We start from the raw sequence: 24031 nt of genomic DNA on the forward strand, positions 1-24031 counted from the left end.
GCAATGGCCAACTTCACAAGAGGAAATCAGCCGCTACCCGCGGCTGCCTAACCAAAAGAAACTAACCAACTGTCTCAAATCCTTGACACACCTCACTGCGCTCTCCATGGGATTCACCTGCCCGCAGATCGGACCGCTGGCCCGTGTCCGCTGGATGGCGTTGACCAGGGACAGGCCTGCGTCCGATCTCGACACTGCGCTGGCCTACGAGAGCACGGCGGACGAACTCACTTTCGTGATGGGTCCGGCGCTCGTGGGCCTGTTGGCGAGCCTTGTCGCACCGTGGCTGCCGCTCACGCTGGCTGCGGTGCTGACCGTCGTTCTGGTGATCGCGTTCGCCGTCCATCCGACGTCGGTGCTCCTCGAGCCCGGTCGGCGTCCAGTTGGAGGAAGCACGGGAGCCGGGCAGGTTCTTCCCGTGCGATGGAAGCTCGTCGCGCTGCCGGTTGCGGGAATGGTGGCGATGGGAACGTTCTTCGGTTCCACCCAGGCCGCCCTGATCGCCTTTGCAGGCCAATTCGGGGCTTCCACCTCAGCCGGACTCCTGTACGCGGTGATGGGGCTGAGTTCCGCAGCCGCGGCGCTGTCGGTGGCGTACTGGCGACGGTCATTGTCCCACCAGCGGAGATGGATCGTCTCTGCGGGCGGGATGGTCGCCCTGGCGGCCCTGCTGTTCCTCCCGCAGACCATCGCATCCATGCTGCTGGTCCTGTTCCTGCTCGGTATTCCGGTGGGCCCCACCATGGTGACCATCTTCAGCATCGGCTCCGTCGTCGCTCCGAAACACCTCCTGGGGACGGTCATGACACTCCTCGCCAGCGGTATCGTCGCGGGCACGGCCCTCGGATCATCAATGGCCGGGCTCCTCGCCGACGGCGCGGACCCCGAGCAGGCATTCCTGGTGCCGCTGTGCGCAGCCTTCGCGCTCCTCGTTCTCGGTCTGGTGAGCACGAGAATCCTCCGTGCGGAGGAGCGTCCGAGTGGCGAGCTGCCGGCTGCAGAGGCCGGCGGATAGCGCAGGAAAGCCTTCCAGGGGGTATGATTTCGCTCACAGTAACCGAACGTTCTGTCGGTAAATCAGTTCCGTCCATCTGGAGTGACAATGACGTCTTCGACCGTCGCGCAGGGTACCGCGCACCGTACATCGCCGGAGGAGCGCCGCGTCCTCGCGGGCACCCTCGTGGGCACGACCATCGAGTGGTATGACTTTTTCATCTTCGCGCAACTGACCGCCACCGTGCTGTCGGCGCTGTTCCTGACGCCGCTGAGGGACTCGGACCCCGGCCTTGCCCAGGTGCTCGCCTTCTCGCTGATCGGCATCAGTTTCCTGTTCAGGCCCCTCGGCGCCATCGTTGCGGGTCACCTCGGTGACCGCTTCGGCAGGAAGTCCGTCCTCGTCGCCACGCTGGTCCTTATGGGTGCCGCCACGGCACTGATCGGCCTGCTGCCGACTTACGCGCAGATCGGAGCCTGGGCCCCGGTCCTGCTGATCCTCCTGCGGATCGTCCAGGGCTTCTCAGCCGGAGGCGAGTGGGGTGGAGCCGCCCTCATGTCGGTGGAGCACGCTCCACTGAGCAAGAGGGGTATCTTCGGTGCCTACCCGCAGATCGGCGTGCCGATCGGCATGATCCTTGCGACCGGAACCCTTCTCGGGCTCCGGACGGCTATCCCCGAGGACCAGTTCCTCGAGTGGGGATGGCGGGTGCCGTTCCTGCTGTCCGTTGTCCTGATCGTCGTGGGCTACCTGATCCGCCGAGCCGTCAGCGAGAGCCCTGTCTTCAAGGAACTCGCCGCCCGCAAGGCTGAGAGCAAGGCGCCGCTTCGGGAGCTGTTCCGCAAGAACACGCGCGAGGTGCTCCTCGCTGCCGTCATTTTCATCGGCAACAACGCCGCAGGCTACCTCGTGATCGCGTTCTTCATCTCCTACGCGACAGGAACCCTGGAGATGCCGCTGGTTCCGGTCCTGCTGGCGACAACCCTTGCGTCCTTCGGCTGGCTGATCTTCACCATGGTGGGCGGCTGGCTGTCGGACCGCATCGGACGGGTCCGGACGTTCCAGCTGGGCTACGCGCTGATCTTCGTCTGGATGCTGCCGCTCTTCATGCTCGTCGATACGGGCGACATCGTGCTGTACGGCGTCGGCCTGTTCGTCCTGACGATCGGTCTCGGACTGTCCTACGGGCCGATGTCGGCCATGTACGCCGAGATGTTCCCGGCAGCGGTCCGGTACTCCGGCATCTCCATCGGCTATGCACTCGGGGCGATCCTCGGCGGAGCGTTTGCCGCCACGGTTGCGCAGCTCCTGCTCAAGACCTACGAGTGGTCGGGCGCAGTTGCCATCTACATCATGGTTCTCTGCGCTATCTCATTCATCGGCGTGTCGATGGTCCGCGAAACGAAGGGCGCCCCGTTGGGCGTCTCGGAGCACTAGGACCGCCTTCGCCGGTCCCGACGGCCGTTGCAGCACCCGAAGTCCTCGGGGTGCTGCAACTGCCGTTCTGTTCCCGCTAGCCCAGGCTCGGCGCCTGGGAAGGCGGGGCCGGGATGTGGAGGTTTCCGGTGGTGACGCCTCCGGTGATCATGCCGCCCGTCGGGATTCCTCCGGTGATTCCGGATTCGCCCACCAGGCCTGGCAATGGGAAATGGCCGACGGCGGGAGCCGCTGCCGGCGCCGACTCCGGTGGCAGGCCGACGATCGAGAACCCGGAGCCGTCGTCGGAGTGGGTCCGAAGCAGGAGCGCGACGTCGTGCGCGCTCGGCCGCTTGAGCGGGTTCCGTGCCGTCATGAGCGTCAACAGCTCCACCCAGTCGGGCCCCAGCCACAGCGGAACCCCGGGATCGCGGAGGAGGCGTGCGAGGGCAGCCTCGACGATGGGGCCGGGGAAGGCCTTCTCACCCGTGAGGCACTCCAGCAGGACGAGTCCCAGCGAATAGATGTCACTGCTTCCGTCGACCGCGGCGCCCTGGGCCTGCTCGGGGCTGAGGTAATTGGCGGTCCCGATCGTGGCCCCGGTGGCCGTCGCCATGGTGGCGTCGACCATCCTCGCGATTCCGAAGTCGGTGAGCTTCGGGTACATGCGGGTGTCGTTGTCGCCGGAGTGGAACATCAGGATGTTCGCGGGCTTGACGTCCCGGTGCACTACTCCCTGGGCATGGATATAGGCGAGAGCGTCGGCGAGATCGGCTCCCACCTGTGCCACTTCAGCCGCCTGGAGAGGCCCCTTCTTCAGTAGTTTGCGGAGATCCTCGCCGTCGATGAGCTCCATGACCAGAAAGCCGGAGGCGTGTCCGTCGGCGTCCTCGTACATGCCGGCGTCATGGAGGGTGACAAGCCCCGGATGGTTCAGCGTGGAGAGGAGCATGGTCTCGGTGTGCTGACGCCGGTAATCGTCGTCGTCGGAGGTCGTGGGGTTGAAGATCTTGATGGCGACGTCGCGGCACAGGTTCCTGTCCACCGCCCGGTACACGGAGGCGGCGCCACCTACGCCCAAAAGGCTCGTGGTCTGGTACCGCTCGGCGAGGAGCACATCCATGGGTGTTCTCCTGGAAGCTGAATGTGGAAAGAGTGAGACCGCTGGATCAAAGGTAAGCCTACTGATCAGTTCCGATTATAGCGCGCTTCCACCCGGCGCCTGCCCCTCGGCAGATCGACTTTACCAAAACTTAATGCCGCTTCGTGTCCTGTTAGGCCCCTTCTGCAAGGAATCGAACGGCGGCTGCCTTGAAACCGCGGGAGGTGATGGCGTTGGAATGGGTGCGCCCCGGCAGCCATTCGAGCTGCGCGCGGGGCGCCAGAGCGGCAAGCTCCGGCGCTGACCGGGCGAACTCGTCCTGGTCTCCGGCCACCAGGAGGAGCGGGACCTTCGGCACGGCCTCGGCCGGCACGAAGGGCTCACCCTTGACGGCTTCCACCATGGTGAGCAGTGCAAAGACGTTGTTGGAGGGGACGAGCCGGGCCATCCGCAGCAGATTCGCTGTTGAGGTGTCCGCGATCGGGGCACCGTCGGCGATGAACTGCTGGGCGGCATCCAGGTCGAACTCGGCAAGGGGATCCTCGACGCCGGGCCCGCCCAGCACCATGCGGTGGACGAGCTCGGGCTGGGTGGCGCCAAACTCCCAGGCGAGGCGCGCGCCGAGCGAGTATCCGATGATGTCCACCCCTGAGGCTGGCTTCCCGTCCGTCAGCGGCAGGACTCCCTGGTCCTGGAGAATCTGGAGCAGGTCCGCGCGCATACGGCTGGGGGAGTACGCGTCACGTTCCTCCGGCGCCGCACTTCCACCGTGACCCGGCAGGTCGACGGTGACGACGTTCCTGCCGGCGTCGTTGAGGTACCGCACCCAGCCCGTGTCCTCCCAGTTGAGGCGCGAGGACGAGGCGAAGCCGTGCAGAAGGAGGATAGGTCGCAATCCGCTCCCGGCCGGAGCGGGGTGCAGTGCCACCGACAGCTGCGGGTCGGTGCCCTCCACCAGATGATCGCTGTGCCGTCCCATGGCCCGCCCCTCCCGTACATCGTTCAACGGCCGGGCGGCCGCGGACTACTACACTACCCACTGCAGGCGCTTCGTCCATCGGGGGCTCAGGATTTCCCGGTCGGTAGTCGGTCCGGCGTCAGTGATGCGCCACGGACGGCTGAGGAGGCTGAGCGGAAACGGGCCGGCTCCCGGGAAGCTCTACCTCGGGTGGAGACGGCAGGAACGTGTGCTCCGTTGAACACATCCCCGCCGCCGGGCCAGCTTCGAACCGGCACTTGTGATCCTAGTCACCACTCCGGGGCGACGCAACCCAGTGGCCGTACTACCGGGTGGCGCCTGCAGGGTGGTTGCGCCGGCGAACTGACGTCCGGCGCATCACCCAGCGGATTGCCGGCAGCATGTGCCGCGACATGGGCTATAGTCAACAATGAGTAATAGTCACGTCGACCATTACTCACCGACGATGCTGATGCCGGGAGGGATCTGCCATGGCTTTCTCCTCGGCGAATGTCTCCGAACGGGAACTCCAGCCGCCGTCGCTCGCGATCTCCACCGTGATCTTTGCCCTGCGGCACGACCCGGACTCGGGCCGCCCCGAGCTCTGGCTGCCCCTGGTCCGGCGGATCCGCCAGCCGCACCGCGGGAAATGGGCGCTTCCAGGCGGGCCCTTGGAAAGCCATGAGTCGCTTCAGGACGCCGCCGGGCGGAACCTCTCCGACACCACGGGGCTCGTTCCGCGCTACCTCGAGCAGCTGTATGCCTTCGGCGGCGTGGACCGGGCGGCGACGCAGCGCCTGGTGTCGATCGTGTACTGGGCCCTCGTGCAGCCCGACGAGGCCCACCATGCCCGTGAGTCCGAGAACGTCCGGTGGTTCCGTGCAGACTCCCTGGAGCCGATGGCTTTCGACCACAACGAGATCGTCGACTACGCGCTGTGGCGGCTTCGGAACAAGATGGCCTACGGGTCCATTGCCTACCACTTCCTGGGTGAGAGATTCACGCTTGCTCAGGTACGGGAGGTCTACGAGGCGGTGCTGGGCCTCGAGCTGGATCCGGCGAATTTCCGGCGCCACCTGCGTGCCGCTCCGGATATCGCGGCTACCGAAGAGTTCCAGCAGGGTGGCCGCCACCGGCCCCCGCGCCTCTACCGCTACATCGGCTCACAAGCGTCGGCCACAGCTGAAACAACAGCGGACAGCCCGGCCGGCACGCCCGCTCCGGTCAATACAGGGAGAAACCCATGACCTCGGTCAACACCGCAATCCAGCTCGTCACACGCCGCGATGCCGAGCGTTCCGCAGGAACCGCACGCACCTGCTCCCCGGCTCTTGCATCAGCTCCCTGGGCGTTCGACACCGCACCTCTTCCCGAATACGGTCCCGGCGCATCAATGGCGGACAGCGCTCCCGCCGCGACCCCTCGCCAAGGCGAATTGCCCGCGGAATACCGTACGGCGTCGGAGGAGGAACTCGACGCGCGGATCCTCGCCGCCAAGGAGGACCTGGGCGACAGGGCGGTGATCCTCGGGCACTTCTACCAGCGCGACGAGGTGGTGAAGTACGCCGATTTCGTCGGGGACAGCTACCAGCTGGCCCGCGCGGCAACCGAGCGCACGGCGGCTGAAGCCATCATCTTCTGCGGCGTCCATTTCATGGCCGAGACAGCGGATCTGCTGTCGCAGCCGGCGCAGTCGGTGATCCTTCCCAACCTCGCGGCTGGCTGCTCGATGGCCGACATGGCGGACATCGACTCCGTCACCGAGTGCTGGGAACAGCTTGTGGATCTGTTCGGAACGGAGCCTGACGCCGCCGGCCGTGTTCCGGTGATCCCCGTCACCTACATGAATTCGTCGGCGGCGCTGAAGGGTTTCTGCGGCAGGAACGGCGGCATCGTCTGCACCTCGTCCAACGCCGCGGCCGTCCTCAGCTGGGCCTTCGAGCGCGGGCAGCGCGTCCTGTTCTTCCCGGACCAGCACCTCGGACGCAACACGGCCAAGGCCATGGGCGTGGCCCTTGAGCACATGCCGATGTGGAATCCGCGCAAGCCTTTGGGTGGTAGCGACGAGCAGACCCTGCTGGAATCGCAGGTGATCCTCTGGCATGGATTCTGTTCCGTCCACAAGCGCTTCACCGTCGGACAGATCGAACAGGCTCGGAACGAACACCCGGGAGTCCGCGTCATCGTGCACCCCGAATGCCCCATGGCCGTCGTCGATGCCGCCGACGAGGCAGGGTCGACCGACTACATCCGGAAAGCCATCGGGGCGGCCGCTCCCGGAAGCGTCTTCGCCGTCGGGACCGAGATCAACATGGTCAACCGGCTCGCGGCACAGCATCCCGAGCACACCATTTTCTGCCTTGATCCGGTGATCTGCCCCTGCTCGACGATGTACCGGATCCATCCCGGGTACCTTGCCTGGGTGCTCGAGGCGCTGGTGCGCGGCGAGGTGCTGAACCGCATCACCGTCCCCGACGACGTCGCCGGGCCCTCCCGGATCGCCCTGACGCGCATGCTCGCGGTGCAGCCGTGAGGCAGGGCGCGCAGGCGCGCCGTGTCGTGGTGGTGGGCGGTGGCGCCGCGGGACTGTACACGGCGCTCACTCTCCGCGCGCTGAACCCCCGCGTTCGCGTGACGCTGCTGACGAAGCGGAATATCGAGGAGAGCAATACCCGGTATGCCCAGGGCGGTATCGCAGCTGTCCTCCCGGGCACTGCCGGCCCTGACAGCATCGGCGCGCACATTGCAGACACCCTGGCCGCCGGCGCGGGGCTCTGCGCCGAGGATGCCGTCACGCTGATGTGCGAGGAGGCTCCACGGCACATCGCGCGCCTCGAAGAACTCGGAGTGCCGTTCGACGCCGACGGCGGGCAGCCCGCCGTCGGGCGTGAGGCCGCCCATTCCGCACCACGCATCCTGCGTATCGGCGGCGATGCCTCGGGCGCCGGCCTCGCCGCCGGGCTCATTCCTGCCGTCCGGGCCGACGACGCTATCGACGTGATCGAACACGCGTTCGTTACCCGCATCCTCCACACCGGCGACGGGTCCGGCGGCCGCGCCACCGGCGTCGAATTCATTTCCGGTACCGGCACCGGGCCCGTGTCGGTCCTCGAGGCCGACGCCGTCGTGTTGGCCACGGGCGGTGCCGGCCAGCTGTTCGAACACACGACGAACCCTTCCGTGGCCACGGCCGACGGCGTCGCACTCGCCTGGCGTGCGGGAGCGGTGGTGGCGGACGCCGAGTTCTTCCAGTTCCATCCCACGGCGTTGGACGTCCCAGGTCATCCGCTCATCTCCGAGGCTGTCCGCGGGGAAGGGGCCAGGCTCGTCGACGCGTCGGGGAAACGGTTTCTTCAGTACTTCTCCGAAGCCGGCGACCTGGCGCCCCGCGACATCGTGTCCCGGAGCATCGCCCGCCATCTGGCAGCCACGGGGGAGGCGCGGGTGTTCCTCGACGCGACAGGGCTGGGCCGTCCCTTCCTCGAGCGCCGCTTCCCCACCCTGACGGCGCTGACCCGGGGGCACGGGCTCGACTGGTCGGCGGAGCCGATTCCCGTGGTGCCGGCGGCCCATTACTGGATGGGTGGCGTGCAGACCGACACATCGGGACGCACCTCGCTGCCCGGTTTGTATGCGGTGGGGGAGGTCGCCTGCACCGGCGTCCACGGGGCCAACCGGCTCGCGTCGAACTCGCTGCTCGAAGGTCTTGTCTTCGGTGCGAGGGCAGCGGCGGCCCTTTCGGCTCCGGCGTCCGGCGCCTCCTGGCCGGTCTTCGCCTCGACGCCCCTCGACCTCGGCGGTTCCGGAGTGGAGCAGGCGTTCACCCGCGTGGAGCTGCAACGCCTCATGTCCGACCACGCCGGCGTGGTCCGGGACGGAGGCGGCCTGCGGATCGCTGCCAAGCAGCTCGCGCAGTTCGGGATAGCCGGCTCCTCCGTGGCGGACCGTGAGCAGGGTAACCTCCTCCTCGCCGCACGCCTGGTGGTGCGCGCTGCGGCAGCGAGGACCGCATCAAGGGGCGCCCATTACCGCTCCGATGACCCGGACTCCGCATCGAATGGACATCCAGTGCCCGAAGGATCCGGGACGCCGGTAGGGTCCGGCAGCCCCATGGCCTTCTCGAACGCAGCAGCAGGAGTGGCCCCATGACCGAAGCCCAGCATCGTTCCGGACCTCCCGTCGGCGGTGCGCCCGGCCCCCTCGTGCAGCCTCCTCCAGCCGCCGTGGTGGACCGCATCGTGGCCTCGGCCCTCGAAGAGGATGCGCCGTGGGGTGACATCACCTGCCAGGTACTCGTGCCGGACGGGCTCCGCGCCAGCGGTTCGATCACCGCGCGTGAGGCGGGGATCTTCTGCGGTGCCTCGATTCTCGAGGCGGCCTTTCGTCTCACCGATCCCTCGATCGAGGTGCGGATAGCAGTGCGCGACGGCGAATCCTTCGGCTCCGGAACCGTCCTCGCCACCCTTGACGGCCCGGCCGCGGCCATCCTCACCGCGGAGCGCTCCGCCCTGAACCTCGTCCAGCGGCTCTGCGGCATCGCCACTCTGACCCGGGATTTCGTCGAGGCCGTGCAGGGCACCGACGCCCGGGTGGTCGATACCCGGAAGACCACCCCCGGCCTCCGCGTCCTGGAGCGCTTCGCGGTCCGCTGCGGCGGCGGCTTCAACCACCGGTTCAGCCTCTCCGATGCCGTGATGGCCAAGGACAACCACCTAGCGTTGTTGTCGGCGGACGGACCAGCCGCCCTCACGGAGCGTCTACGCGAAGCACGCGCACGCCTGCCCCACACAGTGCATTTCGAGGTGGAGGTGGACCGCCTCGACCAGATCGATCCCGTCCTCGCCGCGGGCGTTGACACCATCCTGCTCGACAACTTCTCCCTCCAGGACCTCGCTGCGGGAGTGGTGCAGATCAACGGCCGTGCACTGGTGGAGGCCAGCGGCAACGTCCGCCTCGAGACGATCGCCGCCATCGCTCGAACGGGCGTCGACGTGATTTCCTCAGGCGCCCTGACCCACAGCGCGCGTGCCCTCGACCTCGGCCTCGACTTCATCCCGAACAGATGATCTACCTCGACGCCGCCGCGACCGCCCCTCTCCAGCGCGCAGCACTCGAGGCACTGTGGCCGCTGCTGACCTCGAACTTCGGGAACCCCTCGAGCCACCATGCACCGGGGGAAGCGGCAGCCATCGCGCTGGACGAAGCACGCCGCACCGTCGCACGCCTCCTCTCCTGCCGGCCGTCGGAAATCACCTTCACCTCGGGTGGCACCGAGTCGAACAACCTCGCCCTCAAGGGGATCGCGCTCGCGGCGCCCCGGGGCCGGCACATCGTCACGAGCCCCATCGAGCACGCAGCAGTGTCCGGCCCGCTCGAGTACCTCGCGCGCGTCCACGGCTTCCGGATCTCCGTCGTCCCTGTCACGGCGGAGGGCATCGTGTCGCCCGCTGCGCTGAAGGAGGTGCTCACCCCGGACACCACGCTGTGCAGCATCATGTACGCGAACAACGAGGTGGGCACGGTCCAGCCCCTCGCCGAGCTCACAGCGGTGTGCGCCGCCGCGGGCGTGTACTTCCATAGCGACGCCGTGCAGGCGGCAGGCTGGTTGCCGCTCGACGTCGGAGCCCTCGGAGTGGACGCCCTCAGCATTTCGGGGCATAAGCTGGGCGCGCCGAAAGGGATCGGAGCGCTCTTCTGCAGGGGGAGGATCCCCCTCGAACCGGTGCAGCACGGCGGCGGCCAGGAACGCGGGCGCCGCTCTGGCACCGAGAACGTGGCCGGTGCCGCAGCACTGGCAGCCGCACTCGACCTGGCGCAGGGAGCCCTGCCCGACGCGGCCCGGGCGGCGACGGTCCACCGGGATCGGCTCATCTCCTCCGTTCTCGAGCACGCACCGGGCGCCCGGCTGACAGGGCACCGTACGCAGCGCCTCCCTGGTCTCGCATCGTTCTGCTTCCCGGGGGTCAGCGGTGAAGCGGTCCTCCTGGAGCTCGAGCGTTTCGGCGTCGTCGCATCGAGCGGTTCCGCATGTGCCGCGGGGTCGGATGAGCCGTCCGCCGTGCTGCTGGCGCTGGGCATCGATCCCGAGACGGCGCAGAGCGCCCTTCGGTTGTCCTGGACCAGTGATACGCCGGGGGAGGACCTGGAGTCGGCGGCGCGCGCCGTCGTCGCTGCCGTGCGCAACGTCCGGGACCTGCGGAGCGTTCCACCTGCCGGCCCGGCACCGGCCCATCTACACTGACGGCATGACTTCCGCCAAACTGCTCCGGTGCAGGGCTCTGGCAGTGCTCAGCGCCGCAACCCTGCTGCTCACCGGCTGTTCGAACGGCGGCGAAGGGTCCCCGGACGCCGGTCCGACCGCCGGGGCGCCATCCGCCGTCGCGACCTCCACCACCCCGGAAGCGACCGCACCTCCCCGGGAGGCACGCGAGGGCTGGAAGGTCTTCACCGATCCGCTCAGGCTTCTCAGCTTCGAACTGCCGGCCGACTGGGTGGTCCAGCCGATCGAACCCGGTCCCGGCGTCTATGCAGCGGATTCGGTGCATTACGCCGTGCGTACGCCGGCCGGAACCACTGCCGCCGAACTCCATACGGGAATCCAGACCGAGGAGCCGCCCTGCCCCGCCTCCGACCTCACCCCCTACTACGTCCTCGGCAGCGAGCCGTTGAGTATCTCCGCGCCACCCGACGCCGTAGACGTCATCGAACCGCGCCTCGTGATGCGGATCATCCAGGGATTCCGGTTCTTCAGCTCGTACGGCATCACCGATCAGGTGGGGGGCGCCGACGGCGTGGCCTGCGCGCTCACCAACACGGTACTGGCGAACAATTCCCTCGGGCGCGTCAGCTTCGGCGACCTCGAGGTGCTCGTGCCGAAGGCTCCGGCGAACACCGGCCCGCAGAACGTCACCTTCGGCACCATCAGCGAGGCCCAAACCTACTTCGACTCACCGGAATTCGCGGTGACGCGGCAGGTCATCGCCTCGCTGCAGTTTGCGCCTCAGGCGGGCTGAGGCAGGGTCGCGTAGCTGACACCCGTAAGCTCGGCGCTCTTGTTCCACAGGCGGGTGGCGATGTCCCGATCCAGAACCCGGGACGACGGCGCCACGAGCGTCGCGTTACCGCGGGTCTCACCCGGGCCGTCGGGTCCGTAGTAGTCGCCGCCCTGGACATCAGGCGCGGTGGCAGCGTAGAGCACGGGAAGGGCGCCCGCGGCGTCGGACTGGCTCAGAAGTTTGAAGAAGACGCCGAAGGCGTCGAGCGCCGTCGGCAGGTTCATCCCGGCCGTGAGGTTGGTGTTGGCGAGTCCGGGATGTGCGGCAACCGAGGCGAGGGGCCAGCCGGCCGCGCGGGTGCGGCGGTCGAGTTCGATCATGAAGTACAGGTTCGCCACCTTGCTCTGCTGGTAGGCGGACCATCGACGGTAGCGTTTCGTTGACTGAAGGTCTGCGAAGTTGATCCGGCCCCGCTTGTGCGCAAGGCTCGAGACCGATACCACCCGCGGCGCCTCCGCCTCCTGAAGGTGCTCCAGCAGCAGCCCGGTCAGGGCGAAGTGCCCCAGGTGGTTGATCCCGAACTGCTGCTCGAACCCGTCCTCGGTGACCTTCCGCGGAGTGGCCATGACACCGGCGTTGTTGATGAGCACATCCAGCGGTCCCGTCCATTCGTCGGCGAACCGCCGCACGGAAGCCAGGCTCGAGAGATCGAGCAGGCGCAGTTCCACCGTGCTGCTGCCGCTGAGGGAGCGGATCCGCTTCTCGGCGTCGTGCCCCCGTCCCTCGTCCCGGCAGGCGAGTACCACGCGCGCTCCCTTGCGGGCCAGGGCCGTTGCCGCCTGGTGGCCGATGCCGCTGTTCGCTCCGGTGATGACGATCGTCCGGCCGGTCTGGTCGGGAATGGAATCTGCGGTGAAGGGGCTCATGCGGAAAGTGCCTTTCGGTTTCGGGGTGGAACTTCGGGGTGGAGCGGAGGATCAGTGCTGCTCCATTGCCTGGGTGATCTTTCCCGTCAGGAAGCGCAACTGTTCGAGTTCCTCACTGCTGAGGACGGGACCGAGCACCTCCTGGATGCGCTGCACGTGTGCGCTGCCGATGCTGTGCTGCAGGGCCCGGCCCTCGTCGGTCAGCGCCACCTCCACGCCACGCTGGTCCGCTTCGGCGGCGCGCCGCGCCACCAGGCCCTTGGCCTCCAGGCGATCGATCATGCGGCTCAGGCTCGGCTGGCTGATGAGCAGGTGCCCGTTCAGTTCGTTGAGGCGCGTCCACCCGGTGGGGCACCGGGTGAGGTTGAACAGGACGTCGTACTCGCCGATCGCCAACTGCCGGAAGGCGGGGTCCTGCCTCAGTCGCCTCATCACGGTGACCTGCGCCCGGAACAGCGACTCCCAGGCTTCGGAGGTCAGCCGGACGGGTGGCGGGTCGGTAAGCATGGTCGGTCTCCTGTTGGGATGGGGTCACTGCAGCGGAGTAGATGCAATTGCATCCACTCTACTTTCCAACTCCGACGGCGCCGGCATTGTTCCGCTCTGACCCGGACATCGCGAAGCCCATTCATTCCAGGTACTGCCGGCCGAAGACTATTCCTCCCGGAGCTGCCGGAGCGCCCGGTCCTCCCGGCGCCCCTCCACCAGCCGGTACAGCACGGGCACCAGGATCAGCGTGAGCGCGGTGGAGGAGACCAGGCCGCCGATCACGACGACGGCGAGGGGCTGGGAGATGAAGCCACCCTCACCCGTGAGCCCGAGCGCCAGGGGAGTCAGGGCGAACACGGTGGCCAGTGCGGTCATCAGGATGGGCCTCAGGCGCTGGCGGGCTCCCTGGATGATCGCCTCGCGCACCGGCATGCCCGGCTCTCCATCGTGCGGGAGACGGTACTGGTTGATGAGGTCGATCAGTACGATCGCATTCGTGACCACGATCCCCACGAGCATGAGCATGCCGATCAGCGAGGGCAGCCCGAGCGGAATGCCCGTGACCAGCAGGAGCGCGATGGCGCCGGTGGCTGCGAAGGGGATGGAGACGAGCAGGATCAACGGTTGGACGAGGCTCTTGAACGTCGCCACCATGATCACGTACACGATCGCCACCGCGGCCCACAGGGCAAGGAACAGCTGGTCGAAGGACTCCGTCTGCTGTTCTGCGGCACCGCCGAGCGTGGCGGTGGAACCCGGGGGAAGCCCGATTCCCCCGAGCCGTTCGGTCACCGCTTCGGTAAGGAATCCGAGGTCATCGCCCGACGGCGTGATGGAGATGCGCGCGGTGCGCTCGCCGTTGGAACTCGTGACCGAGAGCGGCACCTGCACCTCCGCCACGCTTGCCACGTCGGTCAGCGGTACCGGACCTGCGGGCGTCGGGAGGGTGAGCCCCTGGAGCTGTGCCAGGCTGGTGATGGCCGTACCCTCGCCGATCAGCACCGGGTAGTCGGTGGCATCAAGCCGGAGCGAACCCGCAGGGACGGGGCTGATGCTGCTGCCCAGCAGCCCGGCGATCTGCCCCTCGCTCAGCCCGGCGTCCACTGCGGCCGCGCGGTCGACATCGATCTGCACCTGCGGCTGCGCGGCGGAGAGGTTGCTCGAGACCTCCCCTGCGCCGTCGAGCCCCTGCATGCCGGCCACCACGGCGTCGCTCGCTGCCTGGAGATCCTCCCCGGCCGGTGCGGTGATGTTGATGTCGATGGTGCTCGAGGTGCCGAAGCCGCCCTGCTGGCTCGAGAGGGAGAACGTTCCGGCGTCGTCGAGCTTCCCGAGTTGCGCCCTCACGCTGTCCTGCAGCGTCTCCTGGTCCGCGTCCTCCTCGGTGATCACGGTGAAGGTGGCCACAGAGGCTCCCTGGGAGAACTGGGCGAAGGCCCCTTGGGCGTTGCCCACCGTGAGCTGCACGTCCCGCACCTCGGGCGCACGGGCCAGGACCTCCTCGGTCCGGGCAGCGGCCGCCGTCGTCGTGGCGAGGCTTGATCCCGCCTCAAGGGTCTGCGTCACGCTGAAACTGTTCTGGCCGGTGCCTCCCAGCAGGTTGGTGGGGAGGAACGGGACCATCGCGGCAGTGGCCCCGAGGACGGCGAGGCCGGCCGCCAGCGTCCAGACCGGGTGCCGCTGCGTGCCGTGCAGCAGGGGGAGGTAGCCCCGCTGCAGCAAGGAGCGCTGCTCGCGGCGGTGGGCCTCGGCCACCGGGTCGACGGCCGCCTCCCGGCTTCCCGCCTCCGCTGCTGCCGTTCCGCCTGCCCTTCCCGCACCGGCATGGCGTGCCCGGACCCGACCGGGCGCCTGTTGCTTCCTTGGCAGGAACCAGTAGGCAAGCACCGGAATGATCGTGAGTGACACGGCGAGGGAGGCCAGCAGCGCGATGCCGGTGGTCACGGCGAACGGCCGGAACAGTTCACCGGCCAGTCCTCCGACGAACGCGATGGGCGCGAACACCGCGACGGTGGTGAGGGTCGAGGCGGTGATGGCTCCCGCCACTTCGCGCACCGCCGTCAGGATCGCGGAGCGCTTCTCCTCGCCGTAGCCGAGGTGCCGCTTGATGTTCTCGATGACCACGATGGAGTCGTCCACCACGCGGCCGATGGCGATCGTGAGTGCACCCAGCGTCAGGATGTTGAGTGAGTACCCGGCCGCATACAGGCCGATGAAGGTGATGAGCAGGGACAGCGGAATGGAGATGGCCGTCACGAGCGTGGAACGGATGGAGAGCAGGAAGACCAGGATGATCAGCACGGCGAAGCCCAGCCCCAGGAGGCCCTCGGTGGTGAGGTCGTTGATGGAGCGTTCGATGAACGGTGCCTGGTCGAACACCACGGTGATGTCCGCGGCGTCGCCGAGTTCGGTCTCGAGGCTCGGGATGAGTTCGGTGACCTGCTGCGAGATGTCCACCGTGTCGCCGTCGGGCACCTTGGTGACGGTGAGGGCCAGGGTCTCGATGCCGTTGGTGCGCGTGACCGAGGTCGCTTCGTCGTCGGCGAGGGAGACCTCGGCCACGCCGCCGATGAGAACAGGCGTTCCCGGCGACGCCGAGCCCGAGGCGCCGGCGTCGCCGGGAAGCACCGGAAGGGCGCGGAGGTCATCGAGTGATCCCACCGGGCTGCCCGCCTGGATGGTCAGCGACCGCTCGACCGCCTCGAGGGTTCCGACGGGGAACAGGGCGCCGTTGTTCTCGAGGGTGTCGACGAGGTCCGCGACCGTGAGCCCGGCTGCCGCGAGCTGCCCGGCGCGGGGCAGGATCGACACGTGCTGGCTCGTACCGCCCGTGATCTCCGCCGACCGCACCCCCTCGATCTTCTGCAGCCTCGGCACCGCCAACCGGGCGAGCTCACTGTTCAGTTCGCTGAGCGTGCGGTCCGAGGAGACGGCCATGAAGACGATCGGTAGATCGCTGATGCTCCCGGCGAGCGCCTGGGGTTCGACGTCGTCGGGCAGGAGCGGCCGGACGGTGGAGATGGCACGGTCCACCTGGGCGCGGGCCCGGTCGAGATTGGTGCCGTAGACGAAGACGAGGCTCACGCTGGACACCCCGGTGCGCGAAGTTGCCGATGACGACTCGAGCCCCTCGACGCCGCTCAGGGCGCTCTCCAGGGGGCTGCTGACCTGCTTGTCGAGGTACTCGGGGGAGGCGCCCGGCACCGAGGAGATCACGGTGATCTGCGGGAACTCGAGCGAGGGGATGAGCTCCTGCTTGAGCGAGCCCAGGGTGATGACGCCGAAGACGGACGCGAGAACGGTGATGAGGGCGATCAGCGCCCGGTTGCCCAGGGAGAGGTGCGCCAAGCGGAACATGGACCTGCCTTCGGTGCTGACGGGTGCCTGGCGAGCCGGGACAGCCGGAGATTACGTGAGGTTCAGCACCGAGTCGGTCATCGTCTGGATTTCCGCGGCGAGGGGCTCGTTCTCGTTGAGCCTCACCCCGTAACCGGGAATCATTTCCTTCAGCTTCGGTTCCCAGTCGGCGAGCTTCGTGGGGAAGCAACGGCTGAGGAGTTCGACCATGATCGGTGCCGCGGTCGACGCGCCGGGGGAGGCTCCGAGGAGCGCCCCTACCGAGCCGTCGGCGGAGGTGATGACTTCGGTCCCGAACTGCAGGATACCGCCCTTTTTCGGTGCTTTCTTGATGACCTGTACACGCTGGCCGGCCGAGATGAGTTCCCAGGCGCCTCCGTCTGCTGAGGGGACGAACTCCTGCAGTGCCGCATTCTTCGCGTCCCGGTTCTTCAGCACTTCGGAGATCAGGTACTTGGTCAGCGGCACGTTGTCCTTCGCCACGGCGAGCATCGGCACGAGGTTGGAGGACCGGATGGAGCCCGGCAGATCGAAGAATGAGCCGCGCTTCAGGAATTTCGTCGAGAAGCCCGCATAGGGCCCGAACAGGAGTGAACGCTCGCCGTTGACGTAGCGGGTGTCGAGGTGCGGCACCGACATGGGAGGGGCGCCGACCGACGCCTGGCCGTACACCTTCGCATTGTGCTGGCCGACGAGTTCAGGGTCCGTGCAGCGCAGGAACTGGCCGGAGACGGGGAAGCCGGCAAAGCCCTTCCCTTCGGGAATGCCGGTCTTCTGCAGGAGGTGCAGTGCACCGCCGCCTGCGCCGATGAACACGAATTTCGCGTTGACGGTGTGCGACTGCCCGGTGGCCCGGTTCTTGACCTTGACGTCCCACCGGCCGTTGGCGGCCCGGGCTACGTCACCGACGTCGTGGTTGTAGTTGAGCGATACCCCGGTGCCTTCGAGGTAGGTGGTGAGGCCGCGGGTCAGCGATCCGAAGTCGACGTCCGTGCCGCCGAGGACACGGGATCCGGCCACCGGCTGGGAGGAGGGGCGGCCCTTCATGATCAGGGGCGTCCACTCGGCGAGGGTTGCGGGGTCCTCGCTGTGCTCCATGGTCCTGAACAGCGGCTGCTTGCTCAGCGCATCGTAGCGCTTGCGCAGGTAGGCGGCGTTGGCGGTGCCCCAGACGAAGCTCATGTGGGGTACTGGGTTGATGAAGTCGCGGGGGCTGCCGAGGTGCCCGTTGGACACCATGTGGGCCCAGAACTGGCGTGATACCTGGAACTGCTCGTTGATGGCGACGGCCTTCGCCGGTTCCACCGAGCCGTCCTTGCCCGCGGGGGAGTAATTGAGCTCGCAGAGCGCGGAGTGGCCCGTTCCGGCGTTGTTCCAGGGATCCGAGCTCTCGAGGCCCGCCCTGTCCAGGCGCTCGAAGAGTGAGATGTCCCAGTCCGGCTGCAACTGCTTCAGGAAAGCGCCCAGCGTGGCGCTCATGATGCCGCCGCCAATGAGTACGACGTCGGTGGTCTTTGCGGGGAATGCCGCCGGGCTGTTTGCGGTCAACGTAATCTCCAGTCGCTGTTGTCCTAGCGATAGAAGCGTAGCGTCTCGCGGCTGGCTTACTTAAATCCCGCCGTCGGGTTGCTTTCGGAAGCCCGATCGGTTCAGGGCGTGGTATCCGGCTGGATGTCAGCGAGGTCTATGCGGTTGAAGACCTCGTTCATGACCGGGCTCACCGGATAGCTGACCACGCGGGGCGCCATGGCCAGGGCGGAGATCGGGAACGCCAGCGGTACTGCGGGAACCCTGGCGGCAACCTGGCTGCTGATGTCCGCGTACGCCTCGCGACGCTCGTCACCGTTGGGAAGGGTGCGCGCACGGTTGATCTTGCTGAACAGCTGGTTGTCCTCGAAGGCGAGTTCATTCGAATAGCTTCCGAAGATCGCCCCCACGAAGTTGTCGGGATCCTGGTAGGTGCCACTCCAGCCGAGGAGGTGGAAGGCCCTTGCGTCCTCGTTCATGACCGCGTCGACGTAGCCTTCGTTCCACTGGGTGGGCATCGGCTTGAGGTTCAGGCCGGCGGCGGTGAGCTGCCGGCTCAGTTCGGCATAGGTCTTCTCGGGCGCGGGGAGGTAGGGGCGCGAGATGTCCAGCGGATAGTAGAAGGGCAATTCCGAGCCGTCGTACCCGGATTCCGCCAGGAGCTCCTTGGCCCTGTCCAGGTTGTGGCCGTACGCCTCGACGGTCTCCCCGCTGATGCCGAGCTTCTCCGGAATGAAGAGGCGTGCCGGTTTGGTCCCCTCCAGGAAACGGCCGGAGATCAGCTCCGGCTTGTCGACGGCGTAGGCAACGGCCTGGCGGAACTTGATGTCGTCGATTCCCGGGAAATCCTGGTTCATACCCAGGTAGAGGACCGAATACGGGTCCCGCTGCAGGAACTGCAGGCCCGCGCGGGCAACCTCTCCGGCGTTCTCCACGGTGACGAAGTCGTAGCCGTCGATCCTTCCGGCGGTAAGCGCGCGCACGCGCGCATCGGGGTGGGCGATCGTGGTGAAGATCACGTCCCTCACCTCACCCCGTTCTCCCCAGTACTCCTCGAAGAACGACAGCTCGACGCGATCCTCCTCCCAGGAGGTGAACCGGAAGGGGCCGGTGCCCACCGGGTTCCGGCCGTACTCCGAGATCCGTGTTCCCTCCCGGGTGCCGGTGAGTTCGTCGGCCGCGAGCTCCGTCAATGCCTTCGGGGAGGACATGGCGAAACCGGGCGAGGCGAGGGCCGGGATGAATCCGGTCATCCGGCTCTTCAGGCTGATGAGGACGTCGAACTGGCCGAGCGGCTGGCACGAGGAGTAGAGCGATACCTCCGGCTCGTCGGAGTAGGCCTTGAACACATCCTCGAACGGCAGGGCCGTGCTGGCGGCGCGCGCCGATCGGGGAGTGGTGTACCAGCGGTCGAAATTCGCGCAGACCGCCTCGGCATTGAACGGCTCTCCGTCATGGAAGGTGACGTCGTCGCGCAGTTCGAAGGCATATGCCCGTCCCTCGTCCCGTTCCTCCCAGGAGGACGCGAGCAGGGGTGCCGGCTCCGAGGTCAGGGGGTCCACTCCCACGAGCCCCTGGAGCATCTGCTGCGTCACCCGGTAGGACTCCGTGTCGCTGACCATGGCCGGGTCCAGGCTCTCCGGATCGGCGGCCGTGCCGAGGGTAAAGGTGGTATTTCCTGCCGTGGGGGTCGCGGGGGAGGACGGCGGGGCCGACGGCGAGGTCGGGGCGGGGCTGGCGGAGGTGCAGGCGGCCATTCCGAGAACAGAGGCCATCGCAGTGAGTGTGAGGCAGGCGCGCTTCAGGGGCTTCAGCCCTGGGGCGTTGTTTTTCACAGGCAGGTTCTCCGCAAGGGCCGTCGGGCCGGTGTAGGCAGTCGAAAGGCAAGTCTAGGGGATCGACCTGTACGGGGGGCTGGGTCCGGAACGGCGTTCAGCTGCCCGCAGGTGCAGGCGCAACAGAAAAGCGGGCCCTCGCACCGTCGGTGCGAAGGCCCGCTTCCGAATCCCTGGACAACGTTAGAGGAGTCGGACCAGGGAGGCCGTTACTACTGTGCTGCTGGGGGGGTAAGGACGGTGTCGATCAGGTAGACGGTGGCGTTGGCGGTCATGACTCCGCCGCAGATCACGCTTGCACCGTTGACCATGAGCTCGTCACCGGAGCCGGTCACTTCGACGTCGCCGCCCTGGACGGTCGTCTGGGTGGTGCCTTCGAGGTCTGCGGGCAGGACCTGGCCGGGCACTACGTGGTAGGTCAGGATGCTGGAGAGGAGATCGGCGTCGGTCTTCAGCGTTTCGACAGTCTCGCCGGGCAGTGCGGCGAAGGCCTCGTCAACGGGGGCGAAGACGGTGAACTCGTCGCTGTTGAGCGTGTCGACGAGGTCGACGTCAGGGTTGAGCTGGCCCGAGACCGCCGCGGTGAGCTGCGTGAGGATGGGGTTGTTCGACGCAGCGGTTGCCACGGGGTCAAGGGCCATTCCTGCTACAGAGCCGGCGCCGTCGGGGACGGTCTCGGCGTAGCCGGCGCAGCCGGGGCCCACGAGGTTCGCTGCCGGGTCCATCGCGCCGTCGGTGGCCATGTCGGTGGATTCCTCGGTGGCCATGTCGGTGGCTTCGGGGGTCATCGACTCGGTGGCCTCGGCCGAGGCCTCCGTGGTCATGGCCTCCGTCTCGGTTCCGGTTGCTGCTTCCTCGCCGCCGCCACAGGCCGCAAGGCCGAACATCGACACTGCCGCGAGTGAGAGGATCGAAAGATTCCTGCGCTTGGTGAGTTCCATGAGATTTTTCCTCCATAGACGTGACCCGGCGGGAGCCTGGAGTCAGGTGACTGATTTGTGAAACACATCGTGTTGATGTCTCAGGAGGTACTTCGGATGCGCCGGAAAGGAGGATGGGTGGATGAGCGAAAAGTTTTTCTACACGCCGCAGAACTCCCTCGAAGGGGTGCGGCACCGGTTAACACCGAAGGCCCCGTCAGAAGGTTCTGACCGGGGCCTTTCCTGTGCGCAAGAGGGGACTTGAACCCCTACGTCCGAAGACACTGGAACCTAAATCCAGCGCGTCTGCCAATTCCGCCACTCGCGCCGACGTCGTTCCGGTAGGACGAATCCTTCCCCGCCGAAAACGTCAGGATCCAGTGTACGTGGAAATCAGTCCACACCGAGGTCGCGGCGGAGCTTCGCGACATGCCCGGTGGCCTTGACGTTGTACTGGGCCAGCGAGACGACGCCATCCTCGTCGAGGACGACTGTCGAGCGGATCAATCCTTCGGAGGTCTTGCCGTAGTTGTTCTTCTCACCCCAGGCACCCCAGGCGTCGGCCACCGCGTGATCCTCGTCGGAGAGCAGTGGAAACGTCAGGTGTTCCTGATCCACGAATGCCTTGAGCTTGTCCTGCGGGTCCGGTGACACACCGAAAATCTTGTATCCCGCGGCAGAGAGGCCGGCGAGGTTGTCCCGGAAGTCGCAGGCCTGGGTAGTACAGCCGGGAGTTGCCGCAGCAGGGTAGAAGTAGACAACGACCTTGCTGCCCCGTTCCTTCTCAAGCTCGACCAGGTTGCCGTCGGCGTCGGTCAATGAGAAGTCGGGAGCACGATCCCCGGGTGACAATCGTTGTGTCATTAGCACTCCTTGGTAGGTCAGTTGATAGGTCGGCTGATTCGGGCAGGCTCAAAAATATCAGCCAGCTTAGCTATCATAGGGGGTGGAGGATCGGCGTCGCTGGGGAGCGCAGGTTCAAAAGCGAGAGGAAGTGCACGGTTATATGCCCGATCTGGAGCAATGGCCAACCGGCAGGCTGCTGACGACGGCGGCGCGCTTGGTCGAGCATGCCTGGAACGAGCGGCTGGTGGACATCGGAGTCACGCACGCCGGAGTGATTGCTCTCGGAGTGCTGGCAGCCCAGGGCGCCATGACCCAGGCGGCCCTCGCCCAAATCGTGCGGGTCCAGGCCCAGACCATGGGAAAGACCCTTTCGAGGCTCGAGGCCCGGGGCCACGTCACGCGCGTCCGCAATGACCTCGACCGCCGCTCCCATCTCGTCTCGGTCACGGCGGACGGGCTGCTGGTCCTGAAGAAGTCCGATGATATCGAGCGCACCCTCGTCGCCGGCGGCGGCCTCGTGTCGGAGGAGTTGCGGCGACACCTGCAGAGCGTGATCCAGGAACTGGGAGCGCCCCGCTGGAACTGGACCGCGGCAGCCGCGCCCGGCGTCGTCGTGCTCGCGCAAGTTCCGCCTCCGCCCGGCGAGCCCGCGGAACCTCTCCCGATTCTCGAGTAGCTTCCCCGAAGCGTTCGCTGGGAAACCTCGCAGCCCCGGAACCCTACACGGCATCCTCCGACGAAATAGAAGATTTGATGCGGTGCGAATTCGAAAAACCATTGCGTAGTAAGTCGGCTCATGGTCTCGTGGGAAGCGTTAGTGAGTTGACGCCGACCCGGAGTGGACAGCATGCCAAAACCTCCAGCAGCCAGACCATTTCCGGATTCCGCCGCCGGAGGAGGCCGCGCACCCACTCCTCTGAAGAATGCACTGCAGGATGACATCGCCGTGCGGCATATGGACCTCGCCGAATCCGTTGCTCGCTCCTTCTCGTCATTCGGCCCCGATGCCTCGGACATCCGTCAGGTCGCCTATCTCGGTCTGATCAAGGCCGTCCAGCGGTTCAACCCCTCACGGGGTGTGCCCTTTGCCTCCTTCGCCATCCCGACCATCACCGGCGAGGTCAAGCGGTACCTTCGGGACTGCTGCTGGGTGGTCCGCCCGCCGCGCCACCTGCAGGACCTGCGGACCGAGATCGCCCGCACCTCTCCGGCCATGGCGCAGCGGCTCGGCCGCGAGCCGTCACCGAAAGAGCTCGCCGGCGAGCTGGGCTGGGATGAGGACGTGGTTCGGGAAGCACTGGCCTGCCAGAGCAGCCTCCGCCCGGATTCCCTGGACGCGCCGTTCGACGGCCGAAGCTGGGCGGATACGCTCGAGACCCCGGGAAGCAGCACCGACCGCACCGACGAGATGCTGTCCCTGCGCTCGGCGGTCAACGAACTGTCCAGCACCGAGAAGGAACTGCTCTACCGGCGCTACTTCAACGAAGAAACGCAGCAGCAGATCGGTGAGCAGCTGGGAATGTCCCAGATGCAGGTTTCGCGGAAGCTGGCGCGTGTCCTGGTCACCCTGCAGAAGCGCCTCCTCGGTGAGCCCGCCGAACAGGGCGATAGCTCTGCCGCGTCCGCGCGCATCGCCTGACCCCGCAGGAGGCGCCTCAGTCGATACCGAGCCGGGCCGCGGCGGCAAGCACGTCCTCCACCGTCACAGCGAGGATCGCAGGGTCGGGGTCCTCCGAGAAGGTCTCACCGCGCCGCACCGATTCGTCGGTCAGGACAAGATGCGGTCCCGGGGGCGGGCCCCACTCCGCGGCCGGGGCCGGGCCGAACAGGACAACCGACGGACGTGCGTACGCGGACGCGAGGTGGGCCGCCCCGGTGTCCGCCGAGATCACGAGGGAAGCGCCGGAAATCAATCCGGCGAAGGCATCCAGGGCGAGTTCCCCCGCCGCCACGGACTGCGCCGGAAGCCCTGCCGCATCGGCCACCGCCAGGGCGCGGGGACGTTCCTTCGTGCTTCCCGTGAAGACCACTTCATGCCCGGCGCCGGCGAGCACCCGTGCCACTTCGGCGAACCGCTCCACCGGCCACAGACGGCTTCCATAGGCGGCTCCGACGTGCAGGACGACGGCGCCCGGCGTGCGGCTTCCGGCGTCGGGAATGCGCAGGCGGCAATCGAGGGGATCGGCGGGGATGCCGTGCCAGGAGACGAGGTCTGCCCACCGCTGGCGCTCATGGATGCCGTGCCGCCACTCGGGACCGTCCCAGCCCGGCGAGCGGTGCCCGATCCGCCTCGCCGGCCGAATTTCCTCGAGGCGCTGCCGGCTCTCGCCGCCGCTGCCGTGGAGATTCACGGCAACGTCCACGCGGCCGGTCTCGATGGGCAGCGGATCGTCGAGCCCGTGGGTGGGCAGCAGGTCGTCAACACTGTCGGTCAGGGCGACGATGGGGGCGAGCCAGGACTGCGCCGCATAATAGATCCGGTGTTCGGGGAAGGACCTTCGGAGGCCCCGCAGTGCCGGGAGCGCCACCAGGAGATCTCCCAGCTTCAACGCACGCAGTGCGAGGAGCTCAGGGCGTCCATCGGGCTGAGGTGGTGCTGCGGGCAGGGCAAGCGAGTCCATCCCTTCATCCTGCCAGAACTGCGGCCGACGAAGGCAGGGGAGGGT

General features: G+C 67.2%; 20 protein-coding genes and 1 tRNA gene. 10 read left to right on the forward strand and 11 right to left on the reverse strand.

Going from position 1 to position 24031, the window contains the following annotated elements; translation table 11 throughout:
- Positions 1 to 82 precede the first annotated feature (82 nt).
- Both IWX65_RS01860 and IWX65_RS01865 read left to right on the forward strand, forming a co-directional pair.
- Positions 83 to 1015, forward strand: coding sequence for an MFS transporter (locus IWX65_RS01860; protein ID WP_334683590.1), 933 nt, complete (start codon positions 83 to 85; stop codon positions 1013 to 1015).
- A gap of 87 nt (positions 1016 to 1102) precedes the next feature.
- The gene (locus IWX65_RS01865; protein ID WP_196880781.1) at positions 1103 to 2431 is read left to right on the forward strand and encodes an MFS transporter; all 1329 of its coding nucleotides are present in this window, start codon (positions 1103 to 1105) and stop codon (positions 2429 to 2431) included.
- 76 nt (positions 2432 to 2507) lie between these two features.
- On the opposite strand, the gene IWX65_RS01870 is transcribed toward IWX65_RS01865, so the two are convergent.
- Both IWX65_RS01870 and IWX65_RS01875 read right to left on the reverse strand, forming a co-directional pair.
- Positions 2508 to 3533 carry a serine/threonine-protein kinase gene (locus IWX65_RS01870; RefSeq protein WP_196880782.1) on the reverse strand — a complete coding sequence of 342 codons (1026 nt, stop codon included), beginning with the start codon at positions 3531 to 3533 and terminating at the stop codon, positions 2508 to 2510.
- A 151-nt stretch (positions 3534 to 3684) separates the two neighbouring features.
- Positions 3685 to 4491: an alpha/beta fold hydrolase gene (locus tag IWX65_RS01875; RefSeq protein ID WP_196880783.1), complete on the reverse strand. Its 807-nt coding sequence runs from the start codon at positions 4489 to 4491 to the stop codon at positions 3685 to 3687.
- 470 nt (positions 4492 to 4961) lie between these two features.
- Between IWX65_RS01875 and IWX65_RS01880 the strand changes: the two genes are divergently transcribed.
- The 6 genes from IWX65_RS01880 to IWX65_RS01905 are packed head-to-tail and all read left to right on the forward strand — an operon-like array spanning position 4962 to position 11483.
- On the forward strand, positions 4962 to 5717 hold the full coding sequence (locus tag IWX65_RS01880) for an NUDIX hydrolase (protein WP_196880784.1): 756 nt from the start codon (positions 4962 to 4964) through the stop codon (positions 5715 to 5717).
- Entirely contained in the window at positions 5714 to 7003 is a 1290-nt protein-coding gene (gene nadA / locus IWX65_RS01885) for a quinolinate synthase NadA (RefSeq protein ID WP_196880785.1), read from the forward strand. The genes IWX65_RS01880 and nadA overlap by 4 nt, the downstream gene beginning before the upstream one ends.
- Positions 7000 to 8619 (forward strand): L-aspartate oxidase, encoded by a 1620-nt coding sequence (nadB, locus tag IWX65_RS01890; RefSeq protein WP_196880786.1) that lies wholly within the window; start codon positions 7000 to 7002, stop codon positions 8617 to 8619. The genes nadA and nadB overlap by 4 nt, the downstream gene beginning before the upstream one ends.
- Entirely contained in the window at positions 8616 to 9536 is a 921-nt protein-coding gene (nadC, locus tag IWX65_RS01895; RefSeq protein ID WP_196880787.1) for a carboxylating nicotinate-nucleotide diphosphorylase, read from the forward strand. The genes nadB and nadC overlap by 4 nt, the downstream gene beginning before the upstream one ends.
- Positions 9533 to 10711: a cysteine desulfurase family protein gene (locus IWX65_RS01900; protein ID WP_196880788.1), complete on the forward strand. Its 1179-nt coding sequence runs from the start codon at positions 9533 to 9535 to the stop codon at positions 10709 to 10711. The genes nadC and IWX65_RS01900 overlap by 4 nt, the downstream gene beginning before the upstream one ends.
- A gap of 4 nt (positions 10712 to 10715) precedes the next feature.
- Positions 10716 to 11483: a hypothetical protein gene (locus IWX65_RS01905; protein WP_196880789.1), complete on the forward strand. Its 768-nt coding sequence runs from the start codon at positions 10716 to 10718 to the stop codon at positions 11481 to 11483.
- Here the strand turns inward: IWX65_RS01905 and IWX65_RS01910 are convergent.
- The 8 genes from IWX65_RS01910 to bcp form a co-directional block, all read right to left on the reverse strand.
- The gene (locus IWX65_RS01910; RefSeq protein WP_196880790.1) at positions 11471 to 12391 is read right to left on the reverse strand and encodes an oxidoreductase; all 921 of its coding nucleotides are present in this window, start codon (positions 12389 to 12391) and stop codon (positions 11471 to 11473) included. The two genes, IWX65_RS01905 and IWX65_RS01910, sit on opposite strands and share 13 nt — an antisense overlap.
- A 51-nt stretch (positions 12392 to 12442) precedes the next feature.
- A complete protein-coding gene (locus tag IWX65_RS01915; protein ID WP_196880791.1) occupies positions 12443 to 12898 on the reverse strand; it encodes a MarR family winged helix-turn-helix transcriptional regulator in 456 nt (151 codons plus the stop codon).
- Positions 12899 to 13045: 147 nt separating this feature from the next.
- Positions 13046 to 16237: an efflux RND transporter permease subunit gene (locus IWX65_RS01920; protein WP_196880792.1), complete on the reverse strand. Its 3192-nt coding sequence runs from the start codon at positions 16235 to 16237 to the stop codon at positions 13046 to 13048.
- Between the two features lie 51 nt (positions 16238 to 16288).
- Positions 16289 to 17785 carry a malate:quinone oxidoreductase gene (locus IWX65_RS01925; RefSeq protein WP_196880793.1) on the reverse strand — a complete coding sequence of 499 codons (1497 nt, stop codon included), beginning with the start codon at positions 17783 to 17785 and terminating at the stop codon, positions 16289 to 16291.
- Between the two features lie 101 nt (positions 17786 to 17886).
- Positions 17887 to 19599, reverse strand: coding sequence for an ABC transporter substrate-binding protein (locus IWX65_RS01930; protein ID WP_334683591.1), 1713 nt, complete (start codon positions 19597 to 19599; stop codon positions 17887 to 17889).
- A 212-nt stretch (positions 19600 to 19811) separates the two neighbouring features.
- Entirely contained in the window at positions 19812 to 20540 is a 729-nt protein-coding gene (locus IWX65_RS01935; RefSeq protein WP_196880794.1) for a fasciclin domain-containing protein, read from the reverse strand.
- A gap of 225 nt (positions 20541 to 20765) precedes the next feature.
- Positions 20766 to 20847, reverse strand: a tRNA-Leu gene (locus IWX65_RS01940).
- A gap of 65 nt (positions 20848 to 20912) precedes the next feature.
- A complete protein-coding gene (gene bcp / locus IWX65_RS01945) occupies positions 20913 to 21383 on the reverse strand; it encodes a thioredoxin-dependent thiol peroxidase (protein WP_196880795.1) in 471 nt (156 codons plus the stop codon).
- Positions 21384 to 21525: 142 nt separating this feature from the next.
- On the opposite strand from bcp, the gene IWX65_RS01950 reads away from it, so the two are divergent.
- Together IWX65_RS01950 and IWX65_RS01955 are read left to right on the forward strand one after the other, a co-directional pair.
- Complete coding sequence (locus tag IWX65_RS01950) at positions 21526 to 22041, forward strand: MarR family winged helix-turn-helix transcriptional regulator (protein ID WP_196880796.1); 516 nt, start codon at positions 21526 to 21528, stop codon at positions 22039 to 22041.
- 171 nt (positions 22042 to 22212) lie between these two features.
- Entirely contained in the window at positions 22213 to 23004 is a 792-nt protein-coding gene (locus IWX65_RS01955; RefSeq protein WP_196880797.1) for a sigma-70 family RNA polymerase sigma factor, read from the forward strand.
- A gap of 16 nt (positions 23005 to 23020) precedes the next feature.
- Here the strand turns inward: IWX65_RS01955 and IWX65_RS01960 are convergent, their stop codons facing one another.
- Positions 23021 to 23986: a glycosyltransferase family 9 protein gene (locus tag IWX65_RS01960; RefSeq protein WP_196880798.1), complete on the reverse strand. Its 966-nt coding sequence runs from the start codon at positions 23984 to 23986 to the stop codon at positions 23021 to 23023.
- Positions 23987 to 24031: the final 45 nt, after the last annotated feature.

The organism is Arthrobacter sp. CAN_A214, assembly GCF_015751955.1.
GTDB lineage: Bacteria > Actinomycetota > Actinomycetes > Actinomycetales > Micrococcaceae > Arthrobacter_D.

Coding starts and splice junctions, on each gene's coding strand:
- IWX65_RS01960 (WP_196880798.1), bottom strand. CDS start 23,986: ATGGACTCGCTTGCCCTGCCCGCAGCACCACCTCAGCCCGATGGACGC.
- IWX65_RS01875 (WP_196880783.1), bottom strand. CDS start 4,491: ATGGGACGGCACAGCGATCATCTGGTGGAGGGCACCGACCCGCAGCTG.
- nadC (WP_196880787.1), top strand. CDS start 8,616: ATGACCGAAGCCCAGCATCGTTCCGGACCTCCCGTCGGCGGTGCGCCC.
- IWX65_RS01900 (WP_196880788.1), top strand. CDS start 9,533: ATGATCTACCTCGACGCCGCCGCGACCGCCCCTCTCCAGCGCGCAGCA.
- bcp (WP_196880795.1), bottom strand. CDS start 21,383: ATGACACAACGATTGTCACCCGGGGATCGTGCTCCCGACTTCTCATTG.
- IWX65_RS01920 (WP_196880792.1), bottom strand. CDS start 16,237: ATGTTCCGCTTGGCGCACCTCTCCCTGGGCAACCGGGCGCTGATCGCC.
- IWX65_RS01950 (WP_196880796.1), top strand. CDS start 21,526: ATGCCCGATCTGGAGCAATGGCCAACCGGCAGGCTGCTGACGACGGCG.
- IWX65_RS01905 (WP_196880789.1), top strand. CDS start 10,716: ATGACTTCCGCCAAACTGCTCCGGTGCAGGGCTCTGGCAGTGCTCAGC.
- IWX65_RS01910 (WP_196880790.1), bottom strand. CDS start 12,391: ATGAGCCCCTTCACCGCAGATTCCATTCCCGACCAGACCGGCCGGACG.
- IWX65_RS01915 (WP_196880791.1), bottom strand. CDS start 12,898: ATGCTTACCGACCCGCCACCCGTCCGGCTGACCTCCGAAGCCTGGGAG.
- IWX65_RS01935 (WP_196880794.1), bottom strand. CDS start 20,540: ATGGAACTCACCAAGCGCAGGAATCTTTCGATCCTCTCACTCGCGGCA.
- IWX65_RS01865 (WP_196880781.1), top strand. CDS start 1,103: ATGACGTCTTCGACCGTCGCGCAGGGTACCGCGCACCGTACATCGCCG.
- IWX65_RS01880 (WP_196880784.1), top strand. CDS start 4,962: ATGGCTTTCTCCTCGGCGAATGTCTCCGAACGGGAACTCCAGCCGCCG.
- IWX65_RS01870 (WP_196880782.1), bottom strand. CDS start 3,533: ATGGATGTGCTCCTCGCCGAGCGGTACCAGACCACGAGCCTTTTGGGC.
- IWX65_RS01955 (WP_196880797.1), top strand. CDS start 22,213: ATGCCAAAACCTCCAGCAGCCAGACCATTTCCGGATTCCGCCGCCGGA.
- nadA (WP_196880785.1), top strand. CDS start 5,714: ATGACCTCGGTCAACACCGCAATCCAGCTCGTCACACGCCGCGATGCC.